Annotated in this window: 16 protein-coding genes; 5 read left to right on the top strand and 11 right to left on the bottom strand. The window is 71.4% G+C overall.

The genetic code is table 11. From position 1 onward, the window contains the following. Positions 1-145 precede the first annotated feature (145 nt). On the bottom strand, positions 146-1,087 hold the full coding sequence (locus J5Y04_RS10610) for a heme o synthase (RefSeq protein WP_148642537.1): 942 nt from the start codon (positions 1,085-1,087) through the stop codon (positions 146-148). A 455-nt stretch (positions 1,088-1,542) separates the two neighbouring features. Between J5Y04_RS10610 and tkt the strand changes: the two genes are divergently transcribed. The 5 genes from tkt (at position 1,543) to pgl (ending at position 8,388) form a co-directional block, all read left to right on the top strand. Next, positions 1,543-3,642, top strand: coding sequence for a transketolase (gene tkt / locus J5Y04_RS10605; RefSeq protein ID WP_209411697.1), 2,100 nt, complete (start codon positions 1,543-1,545; stop codon positions 3,640-3,642). Positions 3,643-3,733: 91 nt separating this feature from the next. Then, positions 3,734-4,873: a transaldolase gene (tal, locus tag J5Y04_RS10600; RefSeq protein ID WP_209411696.1), complete on the top strand. Its 1,140-nt coding sequence runs from the start codon at positions 3,734-3,736 to the stop codon at positions 4,871-4,873. Positions 4,874-4,934: 61 nt separating this feature from the next. Next, positions 4,935-6,491: a glucose-6-phosphate dehydrogenase gene (gene zwf, locus J5Y04_RS10595; protein ID WP_209411864.1), complete on the top strand. Its 1,557-nt coding sequence runs from the start codon at positions 4,935-4,937 to the stop codon at positions 6,489-6,491. After that, positions 6,488-7,603, top strand: coding sequence for a glucose-6-phosphate dehydrogenase assembly protein OpcA (gene opcA, locus J5Y04_RS10590; RefSeq protein WP_209411695.1), 1,116 nt, complete (start codon positions 6,488-6,490; stop codon positions 7,601-7,603). The genes zwf and opcA overlap by 4 nt, the downstream gene beginning before the upstream one ends. Then, the gene (gene pgl, locus J5Y04_RS10585) at positions 7,600-8,388 is read left to right on the top strand and encodes a 6-phosphogluconolactonase (RefSeq protein ID WP_307853045.1); all 789 of its coding nucleotides are present in this window, start codon (positions 7,600-7,602) and stop codon (positions 8,386-8,388) included. The genes opcA and pgl overlap by 4 nt, the downstream gene beginning before the upstream one ends. Before the next feature lie 62 nt (positions 8,389-8,450). Here the strand turns inward: pgl and J5Y04_RS10580 are convergent, their stop codons facing one another. The 10 genes from J5Y04_RS10580 to J5Y04_RS10535 form a co-directional block, all read right to left on the bottom strand. Then, on the bottom strand, positions 8,451-8,786 hold the full coding sequence (locus J5Y04_RS10580) for an RNA polymerase-binding protein RbpA (RefSeq protein ID WP_035841977.1): 336 nt from the start codon (positions 8,784-8,786) through the stop codon (positions 8,451-8,453). 157 nt (positions 8,787-8,943) lie between these two features. Continuing rightward, the gene (gene secG, locus J5Y04_RS10575; protein ID WP_209411694.1) at positions 8,944-9,180 is read right to left on the bottom strand and encodes a preprotein translocase subunit SecG; all 237 of its coding nucleotides are present in this window, start codon (positions 9,178-9,180) and stop codon (positions 8,944-8,946) included. 87 nt (positions 9,181-9,267) lie between these two features. Beyond that, positions 9,268-10,053, bottom strand: coding sequence for a triose-phosphate isomerase (gene tpiA, locus J5Y04_RS10570; RefSeq protein ID WP_209411693.1), 786 nt, complete (start codon positions 10,051-10,053; stop codon positions 9,268-9,270). A gap of 4 nt (positions 10,054-10,057) precedes the next feature. Beyond that, a complete protein-coding gene (gene pgk, locus J5Y04_RS10565) occupies positions 10,058-11,263 on the bottom strand; it encodes a phosphoglycerate kinase (protein ID WP_209411692.1) in 1,206 nt (401 codons plus the stop codon). 142 nt (positions 11,264-11,405) lie between these two features. Next, entirely contained in the window at positions 11,406-12,410 is a 1,005-nt protein-coding gene (gene gap / locus J5Y04_RS10560) for a type I glyceraldehyde-3-phosphate dehydrogenase (protein ID WP_209411691.1), read from the bottom strand. A gap of 310 nt (positions 12,411-12,720) precedes the next feature. Further along, complete coding sequence (whiA, locus tag J5Y04_RS10555; RefSeq protein WP_209411690.1) at positions 12,721-13,701, bottom strand: DNA-binding protein WhiA; 981 nt, start codon at positions 13,699-13,701, stop codon at positions 12,721-12,723. Then, the gene (gene yvcK / locus J5Y04_RS10550; RefSeq protein ID WP_374105987.1) at positions 13,692-14,762 is read right to left on the bottom strand and encodes a uridine diphosphate-N-acetylglucosamine-binding protein YvcK; all 1,071 of its coding nucleotides are present in this window, start codon (positions 14,760-14,762) and stop codon (positions 13,692-13,694) included. The genes whiA and yvcK overlap by 10 nt, the downstream gene beginning before the upstream one ends. Before the next feature lie 140 nt (positions 14,763-14,902). Beyond that, the gene (gene rapZ, locus J5Y04_RS10545) at positions 14,903-15,781 is read right to left on the bottom strand and encodes an RNase adapter RapZ (protein WP_148642546.1); all 879 of its coding nucleotides are present in this window, start codon (positions 15,779-15,781) and stop codon (positions 14,903-14,905) included. A 124-nt stretch (positions 15,782-15,905) separates the two neighbouring features. Then, positions 15,906-18,011: an excinuclease ABC subunit UvrC gene (uvrC, locus tag J5Y04_RS10540; RefSeq protein ID WP_209411689.1), complete on the bottom strand. Its 2,106-nt coding sequence runs from the start codon at positions 18,009-18,011 to the stop codon at positions 15,906-15,908. Positions 18,012-18,077: 66 nt separating this feature from the next. Further along, positions 18,078-18,536, bottom strand: a complete 459-nt coding sequence (locus tag J5Y04_RS10535; RefSeq protein ID WP_209411688.1) for a Rieske (2Fe-2S) protein — start codon at positions 18,534-18,536, stop codon at positions 18,078-18,080. Positions 18,537-18,628: the final 92 nt, after the last annotated feature.

The raw sequence follows: 18,628 nt of genomic DNA, 5'->3' as shown, positions 1-18,628 counted from the left end.
GCCCGGCCCGCACCGGAGGCCGCAACCCCGCCCCACCGAAACCGGACGGACCCCGTGCCGCCGGAACAGACGCCGGAAACAGAAGGGCCCCGGTCCGAAGACCGGGGCCCTTCCTCAGCAGTGATGCTCCACCGAAGCAGAAGTCCTACTTCACGAACGGGTCCACCGCGATCACCACGAACAGCAGCGTCAGGTAGGTGATCGACCAGTGGAACAGCCGCATCTCCTTCAGCTTGGCGCCGACCACCCCGGCCTTGGCCCGGGCGTACAGTCCGTGCGCCTCCTTGAGCCAGGCGGCACCCAGCACGACGGCCGAGACGGGGTAGAGCCAGCTGGTGTCGGCCAGCGGCCACAGCGCCAGCGAGACGGCCACCATGACCCAGGAGTAGGCGACGATCTGCTTGGCGACCGCCAGGTTGCCCTTGATCACCGGCAGCATCGGGACGCCGGCCCGCTCGTAGTCCTCGCGCACCTTCATCGACAGCGGCCAGTAGTGCGGCGGCGTCCAGAAGAAGATGACCAGGAAGAGCACCAGCGCCGACCAGGACACCGTGTTGGTGACCGCCGCCCAGCCCACGAACACCGGCATGCAGCCGGCGATGCCGCCCCAGACGATGTTCTGCGCCGTCCGCCGCTTCAGCCCCAGCGTGTACACGAACACGTAGAAGAGCAGTGCCGACAGCGCCAGCAGCGAGGACAGCGGGTTGACCAGGTAGCCCAGCCAGATCGTCGAGCCGACCGCCAGGGCGATGCCGAAGACCAGCGCCTCGCGCGGCGACACCATGCCCGTGACGAGCGGCCGCCGCTCGGTGCGCGACATCACCGCGTCGATGTCACGGTCGATGTACATGTTGAGGGCGTTGGCACCGCCGGCCGAGAGGTAGCCGCCGATGACGACCTCCAGCACCAGCAGCGGATCCGGAACACCGCGCTGCGCCAGGAACATCACCGGCACGGTGGTGATCAGCAGGAGCTCGATGATCCGCGGCTTGGTCAGTGCGACGAAAGCGCCGACACGGGCCCCGAACGGCCGGTGCGCAGGCGTCGCCCCGGTGACCCCGGCGGGACGGGATTCGACGGCGGTCACTAACACCCCAACTGAAGATGAATCCTCACAGGCGGCCACGGGAACGAGGGCCCCGTTTCGTCCGCTCTGCGCGTACCACGCCACCTTAGACGCTCCATATCTCCCCACCGGCTCCGGGGTCCCCCGGCGAGGCGGAACGCACACCCCTGGGTGAACAGACGAAGCTGGTCCCGTGCGGTACCGGCCCCCCGCCCCGGCCCCCCGAGGGGCAGAGACGACGAAACCAGGAGAGCCTGTGACAAAACAGCCGCCCGGTCCTTCGTGGGAATCGCCATACGGAATTTCCCGTTGTCCCAGCACGGAGGGTGAGCCTCGGCCCGGACGGTAGGCTCGCTCCGAGAAGCGGGATCTACCCTCCGTGACCGGCACCACCCAAGCGTCCGGCCCCAGCGACGTGGCCGACCCGGTCCCCCTCACGGGGTCACTCTTCACAACGGAAGGAGCCCTGAGACAGGGTGAACACGACGCCGACGAACGTATTCGAGTGGTCCGAACTGGACGAGCGGACTGTCGACACGGCCCGCGTCCTGGCCATGGACGCGGTCCAGAAGGTCGGCAACGGACACCCCGGGACGGCCATGTCGCTGGCCCCGGCGGCGTACCTGATCTTCCAGCGCTTCCTGCGCCACGACCCGACCGACCCGGCCTGGGTCGGCCGCGACCGTTTCGTGCTCTCCCCCGGGCACACCAGCCTGACCCTCTACACCCAGCTCTACCTCTCCGGCTACGGCCTGGAGCTCGACGACCTCAAGGCCTTCCGGGTCGCCGGCAGCCGCACCCCCGGCCACCCCGAGCACGGCCACACCGCGGGCGTCGAGACCACCACCGGCCCGCTGGGCCAGGGCATCGCCAACGCGGTGGGCATGGCGATGGCGGCCCGCTTCGAGCGCGGCCTCTTCGACCCGGACGCCGCGGCCGGCGAGTCGCCGTTCGACCACACCATCTGGGCCATCGTCTCCGACGGCGACCTGGAGGAGGGCATCTCCGCCGAGGCCTCCTCGCTGGCCGGCCACCAGAAGCTGGGCAACCTCGTCGCCCTGTACGACGACAACCACATCTCGATCGAGGGCGACACCGAGACGGCCTTCTCCGAGGACGTCCTCAAGCGCTACGAGGCGTACGGCTGGCACGTCCAGCGGGTCACCCCGAAGGCCAACGGCGACATCGACGTGGCCGCCCTGGCCGAGGCCCTGGCCGCCGCCAAGGCCGAGACCTCCCGCCCGTCGATGATCGCTATGCGCACGATCATCGCCTGGCCGGCCCCGGACGCCCAGAACACCGCCAAGGCACACGGCTCCGCGCTCGGCGCCGCCGAGATCGCCGCCACCAAGAAGGTCCTGGGCTTCGACCCGGAGAAGACCTTCGAGGTCGGCGACAAGGTGATCGAGCACGCCCGCCAGGTGATCAAGCGCGGCAAGGCCGCCCGCGACGCGTGGCAGCAGTCGTTCGAGGCCTGGCGCGGCGCCAACCCGCACCGCGCCGCCGAGTTCGACCGCATCCAGGCCGGCGAGCTGCCCGAGGGCTGGAAGAAGTCCGTCCCGGTCTTCGAGGCCGGCAAGGACGTCGCGACCCGCAAGGCCTCCGGCGAGACCCTCAAGGCGATCGGCGCGGTGATCCCGGAGCTGTGGGGCGGCTCGGCCGACCTCGCGGAGTCCAACCTCACCACCATCGACGAGGAGAGCTCCTTCCTCCCCGAGGGCAACCCGCTGAAGACCGCCAGCCCCTACGGCCGGACGATCCACTTCGGCATCCGCGAGCACGCCATGGGCTCGACCATGAACGGCATCGCGCTGCACGGCAGGACCCGCGTCTTCGGCGGCACCTTCCTGGTCTTCGCGGACTACATGCGCCCCGCCGTCCGCCTGGCCGCGCTGATGAAGCTGCCGGTCACCTACGTCTGGACGCACGACTCGATCGGCCTCGGCGAGGACGGCCCGACCCACCAGCCGGTCGAGCACATGGCCTCGCTGCGCGCCATCCCGGGCCTGGCCATGGTCCGCCCGGCCGACGCCAACGAGACGGCCGTCGCCTGGCGCACCGTGGTCGAGCGGCAGACCACCCACCCCGGCCCGGTCGGCCTGGCGCTCACCCGCCAGAACGTCCCGACCTTCGACCGCGAGGTGTTCGGCTCCGCCGAGGGCACCGCGAAGGGCGGCTACATCCTGGCCGAGGCCTCCGACGGCGACCCGCAGGTGATCCTGCTCGGCACCGGCTCCGAGGTCCAGCTGGCCGTCAAGGCCCGCGAGGTCCTGGAGGCCGAGGGCATCGCGACCCGCGTGGTCTCGCTGCCGTCCTTCGAGTGGTTCCAGGAGCAGGACCAGGCCTACCGCGACAGCGTGCTGCCGCCGTCGGTCAAGGCCCGCGTCTCCGTCGAGGCCGGCATCGCCCAGGGCTGGCGCGAGCTGGTCGGCGACCACGGCCGGATCGTCTCGCTGGAGCACTTCGGCGCCTCCGCCGACTACAAGGTCCTGTTCGAGGAGTTCGGCCTGACCTCCGAGCGGGTCGTCGCCGAGGCCCACAACGCACTGCGCTCGCTCGAAGCCGTCAACCGCTAGCGGCACCCGGGCCGGGGCCGCCGACCGCACATCGGCGCCCCGGCCCCTCTGACTACCCCACGAAGCAGAAGAAAAAAGGGACTGAAGCACCATGACTGACGCACTGAAGCGCCTCAGCGACGAAGGCGTGGCGATCTGGCTGGACGACCTCAGCCGCAAGCGGCTGAACACCGGCAACCTCGCCGAGCTGGTGCAGAACAAGCACGTGGTGGGTGTCACCACCAACCCGACCATCTTCCAGAAGGCGATCGGCGGCGACGACTCCTCCTACGACGGCCAGCTGCGCGACCTCGCCGTCCGCAAGGTCACCACGGACGAGGCCGTCCGCATGATCACCACCTCGGACGTCCGCGACGCGGCCGACGTGCTGCGCCCGGTCTACGACGCCTCCAACGGCCGCGACGGCCGGGTCTCCATCGAGGTCGACCCGCGCCTGGCCCACGAGACCGCCGCGACCATCGCCGAGGCCAAGCAGCTCTGGTGGCTGGTCGACCGCCCGAACGTCTTCATCAAGATCCCCGCCACCAAGGCCGGCCTGCCCGCGATCAGCGAGGTCATCGGCAAGGGCATCAGCGTCAACGTCACGCTGATCTTCTCGCTGGAGCGCTACCGCGCCGTCATCGACGCCTACCTGACCGGCCTGGAGTCCGCCAAGGCCAAGGGCCTGGACCTCTCCCAGATCGAGTCGGTCGCCTCGTTCTTCGTCTCCCGCGTGGACACCGAGATCGACAAGCGCCTGGACAAGGTCGGCGGCGACGCCCGGGACCTGCGTTCCAAGGCCGCCCTGGCCAACGCCCGCCTCGCGTACCAGGCGTACGAGGAGGTCTTCGGCACCGTCGACGGCAAGACCGCCGGCAGCGACCGCTGGAAGGCCCTGGAGGCCGCCGGCGCCAAGCCGCAGCGTCCGCTCTGGGCCTCCACCGGCGTCAAGGACCCGGCCCTGCCGGACACCCTGTACGTCACCGAGCTGGTCGCCCCGGGCACCGTCAACACCATGCCCGAGGCCACCCTGGACGCCACCGGCGACCACGGCGTGATCACCGGCGGCACCATCGTCCCGAACTACGCCGACGCCAAGGCCGTGATGGACGCCATCGCCGCGGCCGGCGTGGACTACGACGACGTCGTCCAGGTGCTGGAGGACGAGGGCGTGGAGAAGTTCGAGCAGTCCTGGAACGAGCTGCTCGACACCGTCACGGCCTCGCTCGCCTCCTTCGCCGACGAGAAGTGATTCCCGCTCACAGCCAGCGCACGAAAGCGGAGCCCATCAAGTGAGCACTGATTTCCCTGAGTTGACATCGGACTCGGACGCGGGCGCCCCCCCGCCGGCTCCCGTCAACCCGCTTCGTGACCCGGCCGACCGGCGGCTCCCGCGCATCGCGGGGCCGTCCGGTCTGGTCATCTTCGGGGTCACCGGCGACCTGTCCCGCAAGAAGCTGATGCCGGCCATCTACGACCTGGCCAACCGCGGCCTGCTGCCGCCGGGCTTCTCGCTCGTCGGCTTCGCCCGCCGCGAGTGGAAGGACGAGGACTTCGCCCAGGAGGTCCACGACGCGGTCAAGGAGCACGCGCGGACGCCCTTCCGCGAGGAGGTGTGGCAGCAGCTCGCCAAGGGCATGCGCTTCGTCCACGGCACCTTCGACGACGACGACGCCTTCGACAAGCTCCGCGGCACCATCGAGGAGCTCGACAAGGCGCAGGGCACCAGCGGCAACTTCGCCTTCTACCTGTCGGTCCCGCCGAAGTTCTTCCCGACCGTCGTCCAGCAGCTGAAGAAGCACGGCCTGGCCGACCCGCCCCAGGGCTCCTGGCGGCGCGCGGTCATCGAGAAGCCCTTCGGCCACGACCTGGAGAGCGCCCAGGAGCTGAACCGGATCGTCCACGAGGTCTTCCCCCGGGACGAGGTCTTCCGGATCGACCACTACCTGGGCAAGGAGACCGTCCAGAACATCCTGGCGCTCCGCTTCGCCAACCAGATGTTCGAGCCGATCTGGAACCGGTCGTACGTCGACCACGTGCAGATCACCATGGCCGAGGACATCGGCATCGGCGGCCGGGCCGGCTACTACGACGGCATCGGCTCGGCCCGGGACGTCATCCAGAACCACCTGCTCCAGCTGATGGCGCTCACCGCCATCGAGGAGCCGGCGTCCTTCCACCCCAAGGCGCTGGTCGCCGAGAAGCTCAAGGTGCTCAGCGCCGTCAAGCTCCCGGCCGACCTCGGCAAGCACACCGTGCGCGGCCAGTACGCGGCCGGCTGGCAGGGCGGCGAGGAGGTCGGCGGCTACCTCGACGAGGACGGCATCAACCCGGACTCCAAGACCGACACCTACGCGGCCATCAAGCTGGAGATCAACAACCGCCGCTGGGCGGGCGTGCCGTTCTACCTGCGCACCGGCAAGCGGCTCGGCCGCCGGGTCACCGAGATCGCGGTGGTCTTCCAGCGCGCCCCGTACCTGCCGTTCGACTCCTACGCGACCGAGGAGCTGGGGCAGAACGCCCTGGTCATCCGGGTGCAGCCGGACGAGGGCGTCACGGTGCGGTTCGGCTCCAAGGTGCCGGGCACCTCCTTCGAGGTCCGGGACGTCACGATGGACTTCGCCTACGGCGAGTCCTTCACCGAGTCCAGCCCGGAGGCGTACGAGCGGCTCATCCTCGACGTGCTGCTCGGCGACGCCAACCTGTTCCCGCGCCACCAGGAGGTCGAGCTCTCCTGGCAGATCCTCGACCCGATCGAGAAGTACTGGGACTCCCACGGCAAGCCCGCCCAGTACCCGGCGGGCACCTGGGGCCCGGCCGAGGCGGACGAGATGCTCGCACGAGACGGCAGGAGCTGGCGCCGGCCATGAAGATCGACCTCACGAACACGACCTCCAGCAAGATCAACGCAGCGCTGATGGAGGCGCGCCGGGGCAACGGCGCCACCGCCGCCGGCATGGTGCTCACGCTGGTGATCGTGACCGACGAGGGCAGCGCCTACGACGCCCTCAAGGCCGCCAACGACGCCTCGCGGGAGCACCCCTCGCGCACCCTGGCGGTCATCAAGCGCGCCGGGCGCTCGCCCCGGGCCCGCGCCGAGACCCGCCTGGACGCCGAGATCCTGGTCGGCAGCGACGCCGGCTCCGGCGAGACGGTCGTCCTGCGCATGCACGGCGAGCTCGTCGCGCACGCCCAGTCGGTCGTCCTGCCGCTGCTCCTCCCGGACGCCCCGGTGGTCGTCTGGTGGCCGGAGAACGCTCCGCTGCACCCGGCCCAGGACCCGCTGGGCTCGATCGCCCAGCGCCGGATCACCGACGCCGTCACCGCGGAGTCCCCGGTCGGCCAGCTCGCCCAGCGGGCCCAGAGCTACACCCCGGGCGACACCGACCTGGCCTGGACGCGGATCACCGGCTGGCGCTCGATGCTGGCCGCCGCGCTGGACCAGCGGCCGTCCACGATCACCTCCGCGGTGGTCGAGGGCGAGTCGTACAACCCCAGCGTCGAGCTGCTCGGCCTCTGGCTGCACAACCGGCTGCACGTGCCGGTCGAGCGGGTCGTCACCGGCGGCCCGGGCATCACCGCGGTGCACCTGCGCACCCCGGACGGGGACATCACCCTGGACCGCCCGGACGGCCTGATGGGCACGCTGTCGATGCCCGGCTCGCCGGACCGCCAGGTGGCGCTCAAGCGGCGCGAGACGTCCGAGCTGATCGCGGAGGAGCTGCGCCGGCTCGACCCGGACGACATCTACGCGACGGCCGTGCGCACCCCCGTCGAGCGGCTGCGCGAGCCCGACGCCGAGACGGCGGCGGCGGCCGGGCACGCGGTCGCCGAGGCCGCGGTGGCCAACCCCTCACGGGTGACCGCCAAGGTGCCGGGCGCCGCCGCACCGGAGGAGGCCGCCGACCAGGAGTCCGCGCCGAGGAAGACCGCCGCGAAGAAGGCTCCGGCCAAGGGCGCGGACAAGAAGGCGGGATCGTGACCGCGGCCACCCCGCAGCTGGTCGTCCACCGGGACAAGGAGCTGATGGCCCAGGCGGCCGCGGCCCGGCTGATCACCCGGATCGTGGACGCCCAGGCCGCCCGTGGCACCGCCTCGGTGGTGCTCACGGGCGGGCGCAACGGCAACGCCCTGCTGGCCGCCATCGCCGCCTCCCCCGCCCGGGACGCGGTCGACTGGGCCCGGCTGGACCTCTGGTGGGGCGACGAGCGCTTCGTGCCCTCCGCCGACCCGGAGCGCAACGCCGTCCAGGCCCGGGCGGAGCTGCTCGACGCCGTCCCGCTCGACCCCGCGCGGGTGCACGAGATGCCCGCCTCGGACGGCGTGGACGGCTCGGACGTGGAGGCCGCCGCGGCCCGCTACGCCGAGGAGCTGGCGAAGGCGGCCGGGCCGGGTGACCGGCTCGGCGTCCCCGCCTTCGACGTGCTGCTGCTCGGCGTCGGACCGGACACCCACGTCGCCTCGCTCTTCCCCGAGCACCCGGGCGTCCGGGAGACCGAGCTGACGGTGGTCGGCGTGCGCGGTGCTCCGAAGCCCCCGCCGACCCGCGTCTCGCTCACCCTCCCGGCCATCCGGGCGGCCCGTGAGGTCTGGCTGCTGGCTGCGGGCGAGGACAAGGCCGGCGCGGTCGCGGTGGCCCTCTCCGGCCCGGGCGAGCTCCAGGCGCCCGCCTCGGGCGCGTACGGCCGCAGCCGCACCCTCTGGCTGCTGGACCGGGCCGCGGCGGCGCAGATCCCGCCGCAGCTGTACCCGCCGGCCTCGGCGTAGCCCCGGCCACGCGAAAGGGCGCCACCGTCGGAGAACGGTGGCGCCCTTCGTGTTGTCAGGTCTCAGATCTCGCCGCGCAGCTTCGCCAGGGCCTCGGCGAGGATCGCCTCGCCGTCGGCGTCGGTGCGCCGCTCGCGCACGTAGGCGAGGTGGGTCTTGTACGGCTCGTTGCGCGAGGGGGCGGGCGGGTTGTGCTCGTCCTGGCCGGCCGGGAAACCGCAGCGCGGGCAGTCCCAGGTGTCCGGGATGACCGCCTCCGCGGCGAAGCTGGGGCGGGTCTCGTGCTTGTTGGCACACCAGAAGGAGATCCGGTTGCGCGGGGCGGACTCGCCGCGCTCCGCCTCCCCCATCGGGCCGGCTCCGACCCTGCTGCCACGGATGGCGTTGCCACTTGCCACGGTCTGACTCCCTGCGTGCTGGTGCGCCGACCCGCCGCGGTGCGCGTCGGTGGCGAAAGTCGTCCTAGTGTAAGCAGGAGTTAAGGATCCACGACCACCGGCTCCGCCCCGGACCGTTCCAGCATAGGCCGCGGGGCAACGAGGCGTCAGAGATACGTCAGCTCTTGTACTTGAGCACCAGGCCGAGCACGATGATGCACGCGAACCAGGCGACACCGACGATGATCGTGATGCGGTCCAGGTTGCGCTCGGCCACCGCCGAACCGCCGCCGGTGGACATCGCGCCGCCACCGAACATGTCGGAAAGGCCGCCGCCCTTCCCCTTGTGCAGCAGCACCAGGAGGATCATCAGCAGGCTGAAGATGATCAGGGCAATCGAGAACCCGATAACCACGACGGGACCAACTCTCTCGTATCTTCGGCGAAGGGGCCGGGCCGCGCTGAGCGGTCCGGCCCCAAAGCCTACGTTGCTGCGGCGGCGTTAGCCTACTGCCTGCTCACGGTACCGCACGATCTTGACGAACTCGTCGGCGTCCAGGGAGGCACCGCCGATCAGGCCGCCGTCGACGTCGGGCTTGGCCATCAGGCCGGCCGCGCTCGACGACTTGACCGAACCGCCGTACAGCACGCGGACCTTGCCGGCCAGCTCGGCGTCGTACAGCTCGGCGATCCGCACGCGGATCGCGGCGCAGACCTCCTGGGCGTCCTCGGGGGTCGCCACCTCGCCGGTGCCGATCGCCCAGACCGGCTCGTACGCGACGACGATGGACTCGGCGTGCGCGGCCGGGACGTCCTGCAGGGCGCCGTCGAGCTGGGCCAGCGTGTACTCGACGTGGGTGCCGGCCTTGCGGATGTCCAGCGGCTCGCCGATGCAGAGGATCGGCGTGACCCCGCTGCGGTAGGCGGCCTTCACCTTGGCGTTGACGATCTCCTCGTTCTCGCCGTGGTACTGGCGGCGCTCCGAGTGGCCGATCACCGCGTAGGTGCACTTCAGCTTGGACAGCATCGGGCCGGAGACCTCGCCGGTGTACGCACCGGAGTCGTGCTGCGAGATGTCCTGCGAGCCGTACTTGATCTTCAGCTTGTCGCCGTCGACCAGGGTCTGCACCGAACGGAGGTCGGTGAACGGCACCAGGACGGCGACCTCGACCGACTCGTAGTCCTTGTCGGCCAGCGCGAAGGCCAGCTTCTGGGTGTGCTGGATGGCCTCAAGGTGGTTGAGGTTCATCTTCCAGTTGCCCGCCATCAGCGGGAGACGCTCAGTCATTGCCTCAGCCTTCCAGGGCGGCGAGACCGGGGAGGGTCTTGCCCTCCAGGTACTCGAGGCTCGCGCCACCGCCGGTCGAGATGTGCCCGAACTCCGTCTCGTCGAAGCCCAGGATGCGGACGGCCGCGGCGGAGTCGCCGCCACCGACCACGGTGAACGCGTCGCTGTCCAGCAGCGCCTGCGCGACTGCCTTGGTGCCCTCGGCGAAGGTCGGGTGCTCGAAGACGCCCACCGGACCGTTCCAGAACACCGTCCTGGCGTCGGCCAGCTTCGCCGCGAAGAGCTCGCGGGTCTTCGGGCCGATGTCCAGGCCTTCCTTGTCCTCCGGGATCTCGCTCGCGGCGACGATCGCGAAGTCCTCGACCGGGGCGTGCGTCTTGGTGTCGGGGAACTTCGCGGAGACCGCGACGTCCACCGGCAGCACGAACTCGACGCCGTTCTCCTCGCCGCGCTTCAGGTAGTCCAGGACCACGGGGACCTGGTCCTTCTGCAGCAGCGAGATGCCGACCTCGTTGCCGAGGGCGTACAGGAAGGTGTACGCCATGCCGCCGCCGATCAGGATGCGGTCGGCCTTGCCGAGCAGGTTGTCGATCACGCCGACCTTGTCGGACACCTTGGAGCCGCCGAGCACGACGACGTACGGGCGCTCGACCTCCTCGGTGAGGCGCTTCAGCACGCCCACCTCGGTGGCGATCAGGTCGCCGACGGCGTGCGGCAGGCGGGCCGGCAGGTCGAAGACGGAGGCGTGCTTGCGGTGCACCGCACCGAAGCCGTCGCCCACGTACAGGTCGGCCAGCAGGGCCAGCTCGTCCGCGAAGGCGCCGCGCTCGGCGTCGTCCTTGCTGGTCTCGCCGGCGTTGAAGCGCAGGTTCTCCAGCAGCGTGACCTCGCCGTCGGCCAGGGCGGCGACGGTGGCCTTCGCGCTCTCGCCCACGGTGTCGGCCGCGAAGGAGACCGGCCTGCCGAGGATCTCGCCGAGGCGGGCGGCCACCGGCGCGAGGGAGAACTGCGGGTCCGGCTCGCCCTTGGGGCGGCCGAGGTGGGAGGCGACGACGACCTTGGCGCCACGCTCGGCGAGCTTGGCGATGGTCGGCGCGACGGCACGGATCCGGCCGTCGTCGGTGATCGTGCCGCCGGACAGCGGGACGTTCAGGTCCGCGCGAACGAATACGCGCTTGCCGGCGACGTCGAGGTCTTCGATGGTCTTCACGGTCTTCCGTCTCCTGGGGGGTGGAGCAAGGACGGCACAACGGCGGGCCGTCAAAGGGGAGTTGAGGGTGCGCAGACGAGGGCCCGGATGGCGTCGAAGCCTTCCGGGCCCTCCCCCTTACTTCACGTCAGCTCCCGCTGCGTCAGAGCTGGCCACCGACGAGGCTGGTCAGGTTGACGAGGCGGTTCGAGTAGCCCCACTCGTTGTCGTACCAGCCGAAGACCTTGACCTGGTTGCCCTGGACCATGGTCATCAGCGAGTCGAAGATCGTGGAGAACGGCGAGTTCACGATGTCGGAGGAGACGATCGGGTCCTCGGTGTACTGCAGGATGCCCTTGAGCGAGCCCTCCGACGCCTTCTGGAAGGCGGCGTTGACCTCCTCGACGGTGACGTCGCGCTCCAGGGTGACGACCAGGTCGGTGATCGAGCCGGTCGGGACCGGGACGCGCAGCGAGGTGCCGTCCAGCTTGCCCTTCAGCTCGGGAAGCACCAGCGCGGTGGCCTTGGCGGCACCGGTGGAGGTCGGGATGATGTTGAGGGCGGCGGCGCGGGCGCGACGCAGGTCCTTGTGCGGGAAGTCCAGGGTGACCTGGTCGTTGGTGTACGCGTGCACCGTGGTCATCAGACCCTTGACGATGCCGAAGTTCTCGTTCAGCACCTTGGCCAGCGGCGCCACGCAGTTGGTGGTGCAGGAGGCGTTGGAGATGACGGTGTGCTTGGCGGCGTCGTACTTGTCGTCGTTGACGCCCATGACGATGGTGACGTCCTCGTCGGTGGCGGGCGCCGAGATGATGACCTTCTTGGCACCGGCGGTGACGTGCTTCTTGGCCGCCTCGGCCTTGGTGAAGATGCCGGTGGACTCGATGACGATGTCCACGCCCAGCTCGCCCCAGGGCAGGTTGGCCGGGTCACGCTCGGCGATGACCTTGAAGGTCTTGCCGTCGACGGTGATGCTGTTCTCGGTGTGCGAGACCTCGCCCTGGAAGGTGCCCAGGATCGAGTCGTACTTGAGCAGGTGCGCCAGGGTCTTGGTGTCGGTCAGGTCATTGACACCGACGATCTCGATGTCTGCGCCCTGGGCCTTGACCGCACGGAAGAAGTTGCGGCCGATGCGGCCGAATCCGTTGATGCCTACCCGGATCGTCACGAACCGATCTCCTCGTTAGGTACGCCGGAACTATGCCGACGGGGTGGAATTTGGGATGTCCCCGACCGCCTACGACCCTACCCCTCCGAGGCGTGCCGGGGCACATCAGGCCGGGTCAAAGACCCTGGCGTGGCGTGTCAAGGGGCCACGAACAGGACTTCCACCCCTCCCCCCGCAGGAAGTTGGTCCCACATCCCGGACACCCCGCCGGGGGCTCCGCCGTCGGCGGTTCGGACACGGAACGGCCGGTACCCGGGATTCCGGGTACCGGCCGTTCTCCACCACGGTCCGCGATCGCTGTCAAGGCCCCCTAGTTGAGCGCCATCTCGTCGGTCAGATTGGCCTCGGTGCTCGGCAGGCCGAGCTCGGAGGCCCGCTTGTCGGCCATCGCCAGCAGCCGGCGGATCCGGCCGGCCACCGCGTCCTTGGTCAGCGGCGGGTCGGCCAGCGCGCCCAGCTCCTCCAGCGAGGCCTGCTTGTGCTGCATCCGCAGCTGGCCGGCGGCGGCCAGGTGCTCGGGCACCTCGTCGCCGAGGATCTCCAGCGCGCGCTGCACCCGGGCACCGGCCGCCACCGCGGCGCGGGCCGAGCGGCGCAGGTTGGCGTCGTCGAAGTTGGCCAGGCGGTTGGCGGTGGCCCGCACCTCGCGCCGCATCCGGCGCTCCTCCCAGGCGAGCACCGACTCGTGGGCGCCGAGCCGGGTCAGCAGCGCGCCGATGGCGTCGCCGTCGCGGATCACCACCCGGTCCACGCCGCGCACCTCGCGGGCCTTGGCCGGGATGCCGAGCCGGCGGGCGGCGCCGACCAGGGCGAGGGCGGCCTCGGAGCCGGGGCAGGTGATCTCCAGCGAGGAGGAGCGGCCGGGCTCGGTGAGCGAGCCGTGCGCGAGGAACGCCCCGCGCCAGGCCGCCTCGGCGTCACAGGTGGCGCCGGAGACCACGGCCGGCGGCAGGCCCCGGATCGGCCGCCCGCGGCCGTCCACCAGTCCGGTCTGGCGCGCCAGCAGCTCGCCGTCCTTGACCACCCGGACCACGTAGCGGCTGCCGCGGCGCAGACCGCCGGGCGCCATCACGACCAGGTCCGAGGAGTGTCCGAAGATCTCCAGCAGGTCCTTGCGCAGACGGCGCGCCGCCGCGCCGGTGTCCAGCTCCGCCTCGATCACGATGCGGCCGCTCACGATGTGCAGCCCGCCCGCGAAACGCAGGATCGCCGAGACCTCCGCCTTGCGGCAGCAGGCCCGGGTGACCGGGAGCCGGCTGATTTCGTCCTTCACCGCTGGAGTCATCGCCATGGCCCGATCCTTCCATGTGTCCGGAAAATCCGGTCGTACGCGGCGGCCAAGAGCTCCGGGTCGTGTCGCGGCGTCCCGTCGGTACGGGCCACCCGCCCGAGCACCAGGGCCGCGCCCATCCGCTCGGCGGCCTTCTCCAGGCCGGCCAGGTCCGCCTGCCCGAAGGCGCCGCCGGTGACGGCGCGCTCGTCCACCAGGATCGCATCCACCGCGAGGGTGGGTGCGTGGTCGGCGATGACCTCCAGGTGACGCTGCGGGGTGAAGCCCTCCGTCTCGCCGGGCTGGGGGGCGAGGTTCAGGGTGAGCAGGCGACGGGCCCGGGTCTCGGTGAGCGCCTTGGCCAGCTCGGGCACCAGCAGGTGGGGCAGCACGCTGGTGAACCAGGAACCGGGGCCGAGGACCACCCAGTCCGCCTCGCGGACGGCGGTGACGGCCTCCGGGGCGGCCGGGGGCTCGTCCGGCAGCAGCCGGACCGACTCCACGGTGCCGGGCGTCGCGGCGACACTGGCCTGGCCGCGCACCGCGGAGACCTCTCCGGGGCGGGCCGGGTCGTGCCCGCGGACTATCGCCTCGATGTCCAGCGGGACCGCCGACATCGGCAGCACCCGGCCCTGGACGTTCAGCAGCCGGCCCACCCAGTCCAGGGCGGCGACCGGGTCCCCGAGCTTCTCCCAGAGCGCGACGATCAGCAGGTTGCCGACGGCGTGGCCGCCCAGTTCGCCGGTGCCGGTGAAGCGCTGCTGGATCACCTCGGACCAGGTGCGGCCCCAGTCGTCGTCGCCGCAGAGCGCGGCCAGCGCCTTGCGGAGGTCGCCCGGCGGCAGCACCCCGAGCTCCTCGCGCAGCCGGCCGCTGGATCCGCCGTCGTCGGCCACCGTGACCACGGCGGTGAGGTCGGTGGTGAGCCGGCGCAGGGCGGAGAGCGAGGCGGAGAGGCCCTGGCCGCCGCCGAGGGCGGTGATCCGGGGGGCCTGGTTGGACCGGGGCGCCTGACTGGTGCGCGCCGGGCCCGGGCGGGCCGGGTTGGTCCGGGCCTGCCCGGTCCGCGGCCTGCCGGGCACCGCGGCGCGCGGCGGGACCCCCGTCCGGTCGGCGGTCTTGTTCTGGAGCTGCCGCCCGGGCACGTATCCCGTCACACCTACCTCGCGTTCCTCTTGCCCGCCGCCGGGCCTCCGCCGGCGGCCCGGCAGGGGCGCGGCGGCTACTCCCGTCCCATGTCACGGTGGACGAGCACGGTTTCCACTCCGTCCGCGATGAGACGCTTCGTCAGGCGCTCGGACATCGCGACGCTGCGGTGCTTGCCACCGGTGCAGCCTACGGCAAGCGTCATGTAGCGCTTCCCCTCGCGGCGGTACCCCTCGGTGATGATGCGCAGCAGCTCGGCGTAGCCGTTGAGGAACTCGTTGGCCCCGGGCTGCTGGAACACGTAGTCGGCGACGTCGGCGTCGGTGCCGGTACGGGCGCGCAGCTCGGGGACCCAGTGCGGGTTGGGCAGGAAGCGGCAGTCCACCACGAGGTCGGCGTCGACCGGCAGGCCGTACTTGAAGCCGAAGGACATCACCGTGGCGCGCAGCTCGGGTTCGTCGTGGTCGGCGAACTGGGCGTCCAGCTTGGCGCGCAGCTGGTGCACGTTGAGGTTGGAGGTGTCGATCACCAGGTCGGCCTCGCCGCGCAGGTCGCGCAGCAGGTCGCGCTCCCGGGCGATGCCGTCGACGATCCGGCCGTCGGCCTGGAGCGGGTGCGGGCGGCGCACGCTCTCGAAGCGGCGGACCAGGGCGTCGTCGGAGGAGTCCAGGAAGACGACGCTCAGCCGGACGCCGCGCTTCTCCAGCTCGTCCAGCGAGGTGAGCAGGTCGTCGAAGAACTGCCGGCCGCGGACGTCCACCACGACGCCGATCCGGGCCACGTTGCCCTGGGAGCGGGCGCCGAGGTCGACCATGGTCGGGATGAGGGCCGGCGGCAGGTTGTCCACCACGAACCAGCCCAGGTCCTCCAGGCACTTGGCCGCGGTGGAGCGACCCGCTCCGGACATGCCGGAGATGATCACCAGCTCCGGGGCGTTCTCTCCCGCGTCTGACATCGTCACTTCGGTTCCCCGCTCTCGGTGGTTCTGCTGAGGAGAACGCGCGTCGCGCGGGCACGCTTCCCCGGCTCACTCGGACGAGTGGGCTCGGGGCGCGCCGGCTGACGGGCGGCGTCGGCCGTCATGGCGTCTCCTGGGACGTTGCTGCCTGGGGCGCCGCGCCGGCCGCCGGGCCGGCCACGTCGGCGCTGTCATCGATGATCTCGCCGGTGGCGGTGTTCACAGCCGGTGCCGCGGGTGTACGGGAGGACAACGCTGCCGCAACAGTCTCCGCCGTCCGGCGTCCGATGCCGGGGACGGCGCAGAGCTCGTCGACGGTGGCCGCGCGGAGCCGCTTCAGCGAGCCGAAGTGCTTCAGCAGCGCCTGGCGGCGAGTCTCGCCGAGGCCGGGGACGGAGTCCAGTTCCCCGGCGGTGAGTCGCCTGGAACGCTTGGCGCGCTGGTAGGTGATGGCGAAGCGGTGCGCCTCGTCGCGGACCCGCTGGAGCAGGTAGAGGCCCTCGCTGCTGCGGGGCAGGACCACCGGGTCGTCCTCGCCGGGCAGCCAGACCTCCTCCAGGCGCTTGGCCAGGCCGCAGAGGGCGACGTCGTCGATGCCCAGCTCGTCCAGGGCGCGCCTGGCGGCGGCGACCTGCGGCTGGCCGCCGTCGACGACCAACAGCTGCGGCGGGTAGGCGAAGCGGCGGGGGCGGCCCGTCTCCGGGTCGACCGGCCCGGCGGGCGCCTCCTGGCCGTCGGGGGCCTCCTGGCCGGCCGCGTCCGCGGTGGCGGCGACCGGGTCGTCGGCCTCGGGGACGGCCCATTCCCCCGTCTGCTCGCGCTCCTGGAGGTAGCGGCGGAACCGGCGGGTGATCACCTCGTGCATCGAGCGGACGTCGTCCTGGCCCTCGAAGCCCTTGATCTGGAAGCGCCGGTACTCGCTCTTGCGGGCCAGGCCGTCCTCGAAGACCACCATCGAGGCGACCACGTCCTCGCCCTGGAGGTGCGAGATGTCGAAGCACTCGATGCGCAGCGGGACGGAGTCCAGCTCCAGCGCGTCGGCGATCTCCTGGAGGGCCCGGCTACGGGTGGTGAGGTCGGAGGCGCGCTTGGTCTTGTGCAGTGCCAGCGCCTGCTGGGCGTTGCGCTGCACGGTGGCCATGAGGTCCTTCTTGTCGCCGCGCTGCGGGACGCGCAGGTCCACCTGGGCGCCGCGGAGGCCGCTCAGCCACTCCTTCACGGGGCCGACCGGTTCGGGCAGCGCGGGGACCAGCACCTCGCGCGGGACGGCCTCGCTCCGTTCGTCCCCGCCGGCACCGCCGTAGAGCTGCTGGAGCGCGTGCTCGACCAGGCCCGCGGTGTCCACGTCCTCGACCTTGTCGGTGACCCAGCCGCGCTGGCCGCGGACCCGGCCGCCGCGGACGTGGAAGATCTGGACGGCGGCCTCCAGTTCGTCCTCGGCGACGGCGAGCAGGTCGGCGTCGGTGGCGTCGGCGAGCACGATGGCGTTCTTCTCCATCGCGCGCTTGAGCGCCCCGATGTCGTCCCGCAGCCGGGCCGCCTTCTCGTACTCCATCTCCGCGGCGGCCTCCTGCATCTGCTCTTCCAGCCGGCGCAGGTAGTTGCCGGTGCGGCCGGCCATGAAGTCGCAGAAGTCCTCGGCCAGCGCCCGGTGTTCGTCGGCCGAGACCTTGCCGACGCAGGGCGCGGCGCACTTGCCGATGTAGCCGAGCAGGCAGGGCCGGCCGACCTGGCGGGCGCGCTTGAAGACGCCGTTGGAGCAGGTCCGGACGGGGAAGACGCGCAGCAGCAGGTCGACCGTCTCGCGGATCGCCCAGGCGTGCCCGTACGGGCCGAAGTAGCGCACGCCCTTCTTGTGCGCCCCGCGCATCACCTGGACCCGCGGGTACTCCTCGTTGAGGGTGACCGCCAGCTCCGGATAGCTCTTGTCGTCGCGGTACTTGACGTTGAAGCGGGGGTCGAACTCCTTGATCCAGGAGTACTCCAGCTGGAGCGCCTCGACCTCGGTGGCGACCACCGTCCACTCCACCGAGGCCGCGGTGGTGACCATCGTCGCGGTGCGCGGGTGCAGCCCGGCGAGGTCCTGGAAGTAGGACGACAGCCGGGGGCGCAGGCTCTTGGCCTTGCCGACGTAGATGACCCGACCGTGGGCGTCGCGGAACTTGTAGACGCCCGGCGAGACCGGGATGGCGCCCGGGGCCGGGCGGTAGGTGGACGGGTCAGCCATGGGTCCACCGTACCGAGTCGGGCCGGGCGTGCGGAGGGGAGATCGACTGGGCGGAGATCAACTGCTTCAGCTCGGGGTCACCTTGAGGTTCCCGCCCTCGACCGCCACCGTGTACTCGGGAAGCGGGGTGGGGGCGGGACCGTCGAGCACGGCGCCGTCGGTGATGCCGAACATGCTGCCGTGGCAGGGGCATTGGATCTTCTGGTTCTTGACCTGGTCGACGATGCAGCCGGCGTGGGTGCACTTGGCGCTGAAGGCCTTGTACTGGCCCTCGGCCGGCTGGGTCACCACGATCTTCTTGTCGCGGTAGACGGTGCCACCGCCGACCGGCACCGCGGAGGCCGGGCCGACGTCCACCGGGGTCTTGGCGGCAGGGGTGCCGGAGGAGCCGGAGGAGGACGAGGAGCAGCCGGCGACCGCCAGCGTGCCGCCGCCGGCGGCGAGCACGGCCGCGGCCCCACAGAGCAGGGTGCGGCGGGAGGTGGCGGGGCTCTCGGCCTGCGGGCTCTCGGGTGCCTCGGACATGGGTGCGCTCCTGGTCTGGCGGCGGGCTCGGCTGCTGGGGTCGCCGGGAATTCTATGCGGCCCTTACCGGCCGCCCCCACGGGTGGGGGCGG

It is taken from the genome of Kitasatospora sp. RG8 (assembly GCF_017813315.1).
Taxonomy (GTDB): domain Bacteria; phylum Actinomycetota; class Actinomycetes; order Streptomycetales; family Streptomycetaceae; genus Kitasatospora.
This window is presented reverse-complemented; position numbering and strand designations above follow the sequence as displayed.

Coding starts and splice junctions, on each gene's coding strand:
- tal (WP_209411696.1), top strand. CDS start 3,734: ATGACTGACGCACTGAAGCGCCTCAGCGACGAAGGCGTGGCGATCTGG.
- opcA (WP_209411695.1), top strand. CDS start 6,488: ATGAAGATCGACCTCACGAACACGACCTCCAGCAAGATCAACGCAGCG.
- tpiA (WP_209411693.1), bottom strand. CDS start 10,053: ATGACTGAGCGTCTCCCGCTGATGGCGGGCAACTGGAAGATGAACCTC.
- whiA (WP_209411690.1), bottom strand. CDS start 13,701: ATGGCGATGACTCCAGCGGTGAAGGACGAAATCAGCCGGCTCCCGGTC.
- rapZ (WP_148642546.1), bottom strand. CDS start 15,781: ATGTCAGACGCGGGAGAGAACGCCCCGGAGCTGGTGATCATCTCCGGC.
- uvrC (WP_209411689.1), bottom strand. CDS start 18,011: ATGGCTGACCCGTCCACCTACCGCCCGGCCCCGGGCGCCATCCCGGTC.
- J5Y04_RS10535 (WP_209411688.1), bottom strand. CDS start 18,536: ATGTCCGAGGCACCCGAGAGCCCGCAGGCCGAGAGCCCCGCCACCTCC.